Here is a 5,602-nt window from a genome sequence, read left to right as displayed (position 1 = left end):
GAACCTCGTGTGCCGCTCCAACTCTCCTAAATATTCTTACTTTTCAATCACTCTAAAAAAACCTTGCAGATATAGTCTTATTCCACCAATTTTTCATAACAAACTGATTGCTTAATTTTAATGCTACGCGTAAAATACGCACTCTTTCGGCCTTACTATTATCGTTCCTTGCCTTACCCCGACTGGCCGAAACGGGACAAGGCTATACTAACCGTAAGGAATATCCATGCGTCATTACGAAATCGTATTCATGGTTCACCCAGACCAAAGTGAGCAAGTACCTGGTATGATCGAGCGTTATACTGGTGCTATCACTGAAGCTGGCGGTACTATTCACCGTCTAGAAGACTGGGGTCGTCGTCAACTGGCATACCCAATCGAAAAGCTTCACAAAGCACACTATGTTCTATTGAACGTTGAAGCACCAACTGAAGTAATCAACGAGCTTGAAACTTCTTTCCGCTACAACGATGCAGTGCTTCGTAACCTAGTTATGCGTACTAAAAACGCGGTAACTGAAGCGTCTCCTCTTGCAAAAGAAGAGAAAAAAGAAGCAGCTTCTGCTTAATCGTTGTTGATTTCGGATTTGACTAACCTTTCGAGGTAATGGTGAGTAATCAGGTTGACCTGTATACCAATCAATATCTGCTTTCGGGCGTGATTTGTAAAACACCAAAATTTAGTCAAAGCCCTGCTGGGATCCCACATTGCATATTTGTACTTGAGCACAAATCAATGCAATTAGAGGCTGACCTTACTCGAAATGCCTACGTGCGTATTCAAGTGGTTGCCAGTGGAGAACAGTTCCGAAACCAAACTGAGCATTTATACGTTGGGCAAGCATTGCAAGTTCGCGGTTTTATAAATCGCCACGAAAGCCGAAATGGCTTGAGTCAGCTGGTATTGCACGCACAACATATTGAAAGAATTAATTGAGGAAATTACTCATGGCACGTTATTTCAGACGTCGTAAGTTCTGCCGTTTTAAAGCGGAAGGCGTACAACAAATTGATTACAAAGATCTGGCTACTCTTAGAAACTACGTAACAGAAAGTGGCAAAATCGTACCTAGCCGTATCACAGGTACTAGCGCTAAATACCAGCGTCAGCTAGCAACTGCTATCAAGCGTGCTCGCTACCTAGCCCTTCTTCCATACACTGACTTACACAAGTAAGCAGCTGATTACTAGTTTTTAAAAGGTGTAGAGACATGCAAGTTATTCTACTAGACAAAATTGCAAACCTAGGTAGCCTAGGTGATCAGGTTAATGTTAAATCTGGCTTCGCACGTAACTTCTTATTCCCTAAGGGTAAAGCAGTTCCTGCAACTAAATCTAACATTGAAACTTTCGAAGCACGTCGCGCTGAGCTTGAAGCGAAAATCGCTGAAGAGCTAGTTGCTGCACAGGCACGCGCTGAAAAACTAGAAGCACTAGCTGAAGTAACTCTAGTTTCTAAAGCGGGTGACGAAGGTAAGCTATTCGGTTCTATCGGTACTCGCGATATTGCTGATGCTATCTCTGCAGTAGGTGTTGAGGTATCTAAGTCAGAAGTTCGTCTACCTCTTGGTACTATCCGTGAGACTGGCGAGTTCGATGTAGCTATCCAAGTACACTCTGACGTTACAGCTACGATCAAAGTAATCGTAATTGCTGAAGCTTAATTTTTAATTGAGCTTAAAAAAGCCGTGTATCTTTATGCACGGCTTTTTATTCACTTAATTTACCTAAATTAGCCCAAATTTCGGACAGTAAAAACCTAGTTAACAGATATGCTTAATGCTGAACGCATTGAATATTAAAAATATAGGTTTCGTTGGCATCCAAATCTTAGGTTGAATTAAGTAAGCCCTCGAAGAAAATCATAATAATAATCTTATTCATACCAATTTAAGGTGTGACATGGATGATCCTCTCGCTCAAAGTTTGCCTTATATCAAAAGGCAATACTGCTGTAATGTGGTGTAATAAGTTTCCTTTTTAGAAACTTTCGCTCCATGTTATGTTTACATATTATAGGTTAGTCCTTTTCTTTGTCTTTTGTCTGTCATAAAGTGGAATGAAATGACAGCGCTATCAATTTAGTGGTGGAATAATTAAATGTCTGTAAATAAAGGTTTTACGCTTACGGAGCTATTAATTGCCGTTGCAATAGTGGCGATCACAGCCAGCGTGGCATATCCGTCATATGTGGAATACGTTCAGGATGGACGCCGTTCGCAAGCACAGCAGCAAATGCTGGAAATGGCGGGTGTGATCGAACGCATATACAGCCGTAATAGTGGCTACCCTGATGCGAGTTTACTTACAGATTTGCCTGAGTCTACATTCTACACGTTTAAATATATTCCCACTGATAAACCAAATGGCGCTGTTGGGCAATACCGTAATTTGGGATATCAATTTACAGCCACGCCAATAGTAGGAAAAGCACAAGCGACAGATAAGTGTGGTGTGCTAAGTATTAATCATCTTGGTGAACAAGGACCGAAGAACAATGATTGCTGGCAATAGACATTTAGGGTTTACCTTGCTTGAGCTGCTTATTTCTATGGCAATACTTGCAATTTTAGCTTCGATAGCTGCGCCAAGTTTTATAAAGCAAATTCAGCAAGATAGACTCACGACACATGCTAATCAACTGCAGGCGGTATATCGCTTGGCGCGAAGTGAAGCGGTTCGACGTGAGCAACAGGTATCATTGGTCGTTGAGGACAGCGACTGGGTTGTGAAAACCAATGAAAATGGTCAATTAACCGAAGTGGGGCGATTTTCTATTAAACATAGCTCGATAGAGGTGGCACTTGCCGACCAAGTTGTGCGCGAAAGTGGCGAAGTGCTGGCGACAAACAATATATTGATCACCGACAACGTTAACGATACCCAGGATTATCGTTTATGTGTATTGGTCAGTGGTCAAAGTTGGTTAGCTGAGGCAGAACAAAATTGCAGTTAAGTAAGGGGTTTTCTCTCATTGAGGTCGTGGTGTCGATGTTGGTGGCTGGGCTAATGTTGCTTGGTCTTGCAGCGACACAGCTTAAGTCATTAAAGTTTGCCTCCAATAGCTTTCAATACACGATGGCGTTAATTCATGGCCAAAATGCAATAGAGAGGATATGGCCTTTGTTATGCGAACTACAACATAACAACAATGATATGACACTCGCTAATCCACTTATTCAACAGCTGCATCCAGCGGATAGTCGCTTTACGTTAGTGCTGCCTGTGACCTATAGCAATAACATGCAGTTTACGGTGAGTTGGGAAGATAAGCGGGTAAAAAACCCCGCTGAAAACCAAATTTCTTTGACTACCAGTTATCCAAACGTTGCGGATACTTGCTCTCCACCACCAGGGGGAGGCTCATGAAGCAGGTAAAGGGATATACCTTACTGGAACTCATGGTCGCGATGGTTGTGGGATTAGTATTAGTTATGGGGATTGCAACGTCATACACGTCGATAAAAGAAACGGTGACGACAAGCCAGCAGCTTGCAACATCACAAGAGATTGTTCGCTATACCAATCGAGTGATGATGCGCAGCATCAAGCAAACTCAGGAAATCCCTACTGTGACGGCGGCCGATATTACGATCCACCAATTGGCTGGGGTACCCGCTTGTGACGGCAGCGTACCTACAGCTGATTACACTGAGCGCTATTTTTTACAAGGTGGGTATTTAGTGTGCGATCGCGGCACTGGTGATATCAATCTTTTGAAAGGGGTAACTGGACTCACATTTGCAACCGATGCCAGTGGTCAGTTAATTACGGTGACAATACAGGGTAGTAGTTTTCCGACGCAGTACGGCGCAGGCATACAGATGAATTTTTACGCTGGATTAGGTAGCTAATACAATGAAACAACAACAAGGTTTTACACTGGTTAAAGTGATGCTGCTCGGTGGCATGGCTAGCGTTGTGGTATTCGCTTCCCTCAAGGAAGGTGTTGTACAAGAAAGATTAAGTGGTAACTTCCAAAAAGACATTAATGCAAGATTAGTGGCTGAACAAGGGATCAGAGAATATCGTCAAAAGCTGGATGCGGCATTAAGTGGCAACCCGCAAGATGTCAATGCGCTGATAAATGGTATTAGTAAAACAGGTAGTGGGACGATCTCTGATTCACAATATCAGATCTCGGTTAATGCCAATGGCAATGAATTTGAAATCGAAAGCTTAGGTCAGCGTCATGGTGAGCACGCGAACCATCGGCTGGTTGCGCGCTTCGAGTTACAGCCAGCAGCGAAAGAGTCCATATTCCAAAATGCGGTTACTGGCTGTAAGGGGGTGAATCTATCAGGTAGTGGTTCTGTCGATAGCTATGACTCATCAAAGGGCACTTACGAAGAAACAAAAAGCCATGATGGTGATGTACACACTGTGGTGGGCGATGCAGATGTGGTGCTATCAGGCCACTCTCCGATTAAAGGCGATGTTGAAGCATCTGGTGTGATTTACTTAAAAGGCTCTTCACCTATTTTGGGTGACGTTAGGTCAAATACCGGGGTAGATATTTCGCCGTCATCAAGTGGTATTCGAGTGGAAGGGAATGTCTATAGCCGAGGTTTTTTCACGCATAGAGGCGGCAAGATCCAAGGTTATGTGCGCGCCATGGGTGATGCGAAAATGGAGTGGGGCGCTGAGATCCTCAACCAAAATGGCGATGCGTTTGATATTCAGTATACTGGCAGTGGTCAATTTAAAGATACTGGCTTGCAAGTTCAAGATGGTGTGCATTACTCCGATGCTAAATTTAGAGTCGCAGACTTAGTGGTTGAGCCGGTAAAAGTGTACGATCCAGATTCTCCCGACTATGACCCTGCAAAGCCTAATAAAGAGTGTGATCCTTTGGCGTTGCCTTTTAATATGGATAGCATTATCGATCCTCGTAATCGATTCACTCCTCTAAATGTAGGCGCGCAACAAATCTTACACTTTAAACCAAAACAGGCTGTGTACGAGCGTAATGGCTCGAGTGTGTATGTTGCAAAAGAGCACACCATTTATTTGTTCCAAGGGGTAGATCAGAATCTCGGCACAGCGACAGAAAAAACGCAGCTCGCATTTCCATTTAAAGGGTTGAAGTTAGGATCGGATGGCAAAATCAAGATCTCTGGTGGCGATGTAATTTGGTTGATTGATGGTGACCTCACATTAACTGGCGACACCCATATCTGGATAGAAAAAGAAAGTTCTCTGACCGTGTTCACTACCGGCAAAGTTTCTATTGGCGCAAGTGCTAAGGTTATTGCTGAGCAAGAGGGATTAACTAAGAAGAGCAAGTTACCTGTGTTCAGCGTGTACTCTTCATTTGATGGTCCTAATGGTTTTGTATTTAGCGGTGCGTCTTCTTTATACGCTGCTATTTATTCACCGTTAACTTCTATTCTGTTGAACGGCAGTGGGCAATTGTACGGTACAGTTCGAGGGGCATCGATTACTGGTAACGGTGGTACAGGGATCCACTTTGATCAAGCATTAAAAAATACAGGCATTGGTGTGCAGCCGCCGGGACAAAAGCCGACATTGGTTTTTAAGGGCTGGCACTATAAACCTTACCAAGTTGCCGATGAGAGTGAAGCTAATACCAATTGAATTAA

Annotated in this window: 9 protein-coding genes; all 9 read left to right on the top strand. The window is 43.3% G+C overall.

Features of this window, described 5'->3' with window-relative positions; all coding sequences use genetic code 11:
• Positions 1–226 precede the first annotated feature (226 nt).
• The 9 genes from rpsF to CWC03_RS21460 all read left to right on the top strand — a co-directional run bounded on the left by rpsF (position 227) and on the right by CWC03_RS21460 (position 5,597).
• Entirely contained in the window at positions 227–568 is a 342-nt protein-coding gene (rpsF, locus tag CWC03_RS21500; protein ID WP_010368810.1) for a 30S ribosomal protein S6, read from the top strand.
• A gap of 38 nt (positions 569–606) precedes the next feature.
• Positions 607–936 carry a primosomal replication protein N gene (gene priB, locus CWC03_RS21495; protein ID WP_010368809.1) on the top strand — a complete coding sequence of 110 codons (330 nt, stop codon included), beginning with the start codon at positions 607–609 and terminating at the stop codon, positions 934–936.
• An 11-nt stretch (positions 937–947) separates the two neighbouring features.
• Entirely contained in the window at positions 948–1,175 is a 228-nt protein-coding gene (rpsR, locus tag CWC03_RS21490) for a 30S ribosomal protein S18 (protein ID WP_002962753.1), read from the top strand.
• 35 nt (positions 1,176–1,210) lie between these two features.
• On the top strand, positions 1,211–1,663 hold the full coding sequence (gene rplI / locus CWC03_RS21485) for a 50S ribosomal protein L9 (RefSeq protein WP_010368808.1): 453 nt from the start codon (positions 1,211–1,213) through the stop codon (positions 1,661–1,663).
• Between the two features lie 436 nt (positions 1,664–2,099).
• A complete protein-coding gene (locus CWC03_RS21480) occupies positions 2,100–2,513 on the top strand; it encodes a type IV pilin protein (RefSeq protein WP_138583599.1) in 414 nt (137 codons plus the stop codon).
• The gene (locus CWC03_RS21475) at positions 2,497–2,955 is read left to right on the top strand and encodes a GspH/FimT family pseudopilin (RefSeq protein WP_138583598.1); all 459 of its coding nucleotides are present in this window, start codon (positions 2,497–2,499) and stop codon (positions 2,953–2,955) included. Before CWC03_RS21480 ends, CWC03_RS21475 begins: the two co-directional genes overlap by 17 nt.
• Positions 2,946–3,368: a type IV pilus modification PilV family protein gene (locus CWC03_RS21470; RefSeq protein WP_138583597.1), complete on the top strand. Its 423-nt coding sequence runs from the start codon at positions 2,946–2,948 to the stop codon at positions 3,366–3,368. Before CWC03_RS21475 ends, CWC03_RS21470 begins: the two co-directional genes overlap by 10 nt.
• Entirely contained in the window at positions 3,365–3,853 is a 489-nt protein-coding gene (locus CWC03_RS21465) for a PilW family protein (protein ID WP_138583596.1), read from the top strand. Before CWC03_RS21470 ends, CWC03_RS21465 begins: the two co-directional genes overlap by 4 nt.
• Before the next feature lie 4 nt (positions 3,854–3,857).
• On the top strand, positions 3,858–5,597 hold the full coding sequence (locus tag CWC03_RS21460; RefSeq protein WP_138583595.1) for a DUF7305 domain-containing protein: 1,740 nt from the start codon (positions 3,858–3,860) through the stop codon (positions 5,595–5,597).
• Positions 5,598–5,602: the final 5 nt, after the last annotated feature.

Source organism: Pseudoalteromonas sp. S2755 (assembly GCF_005886535.1).
Taxonomy (GTDB): Bacteria; Pseudomonadota; Gammaproteobacteria; order Enterobacterales; family Alteromonadaceae; genus Pseudoalteromonas.
Note: the sequence above shows the minus strand (reverse complement) of the source record. Positions and strands in the feature narration are given on the sequence as shown.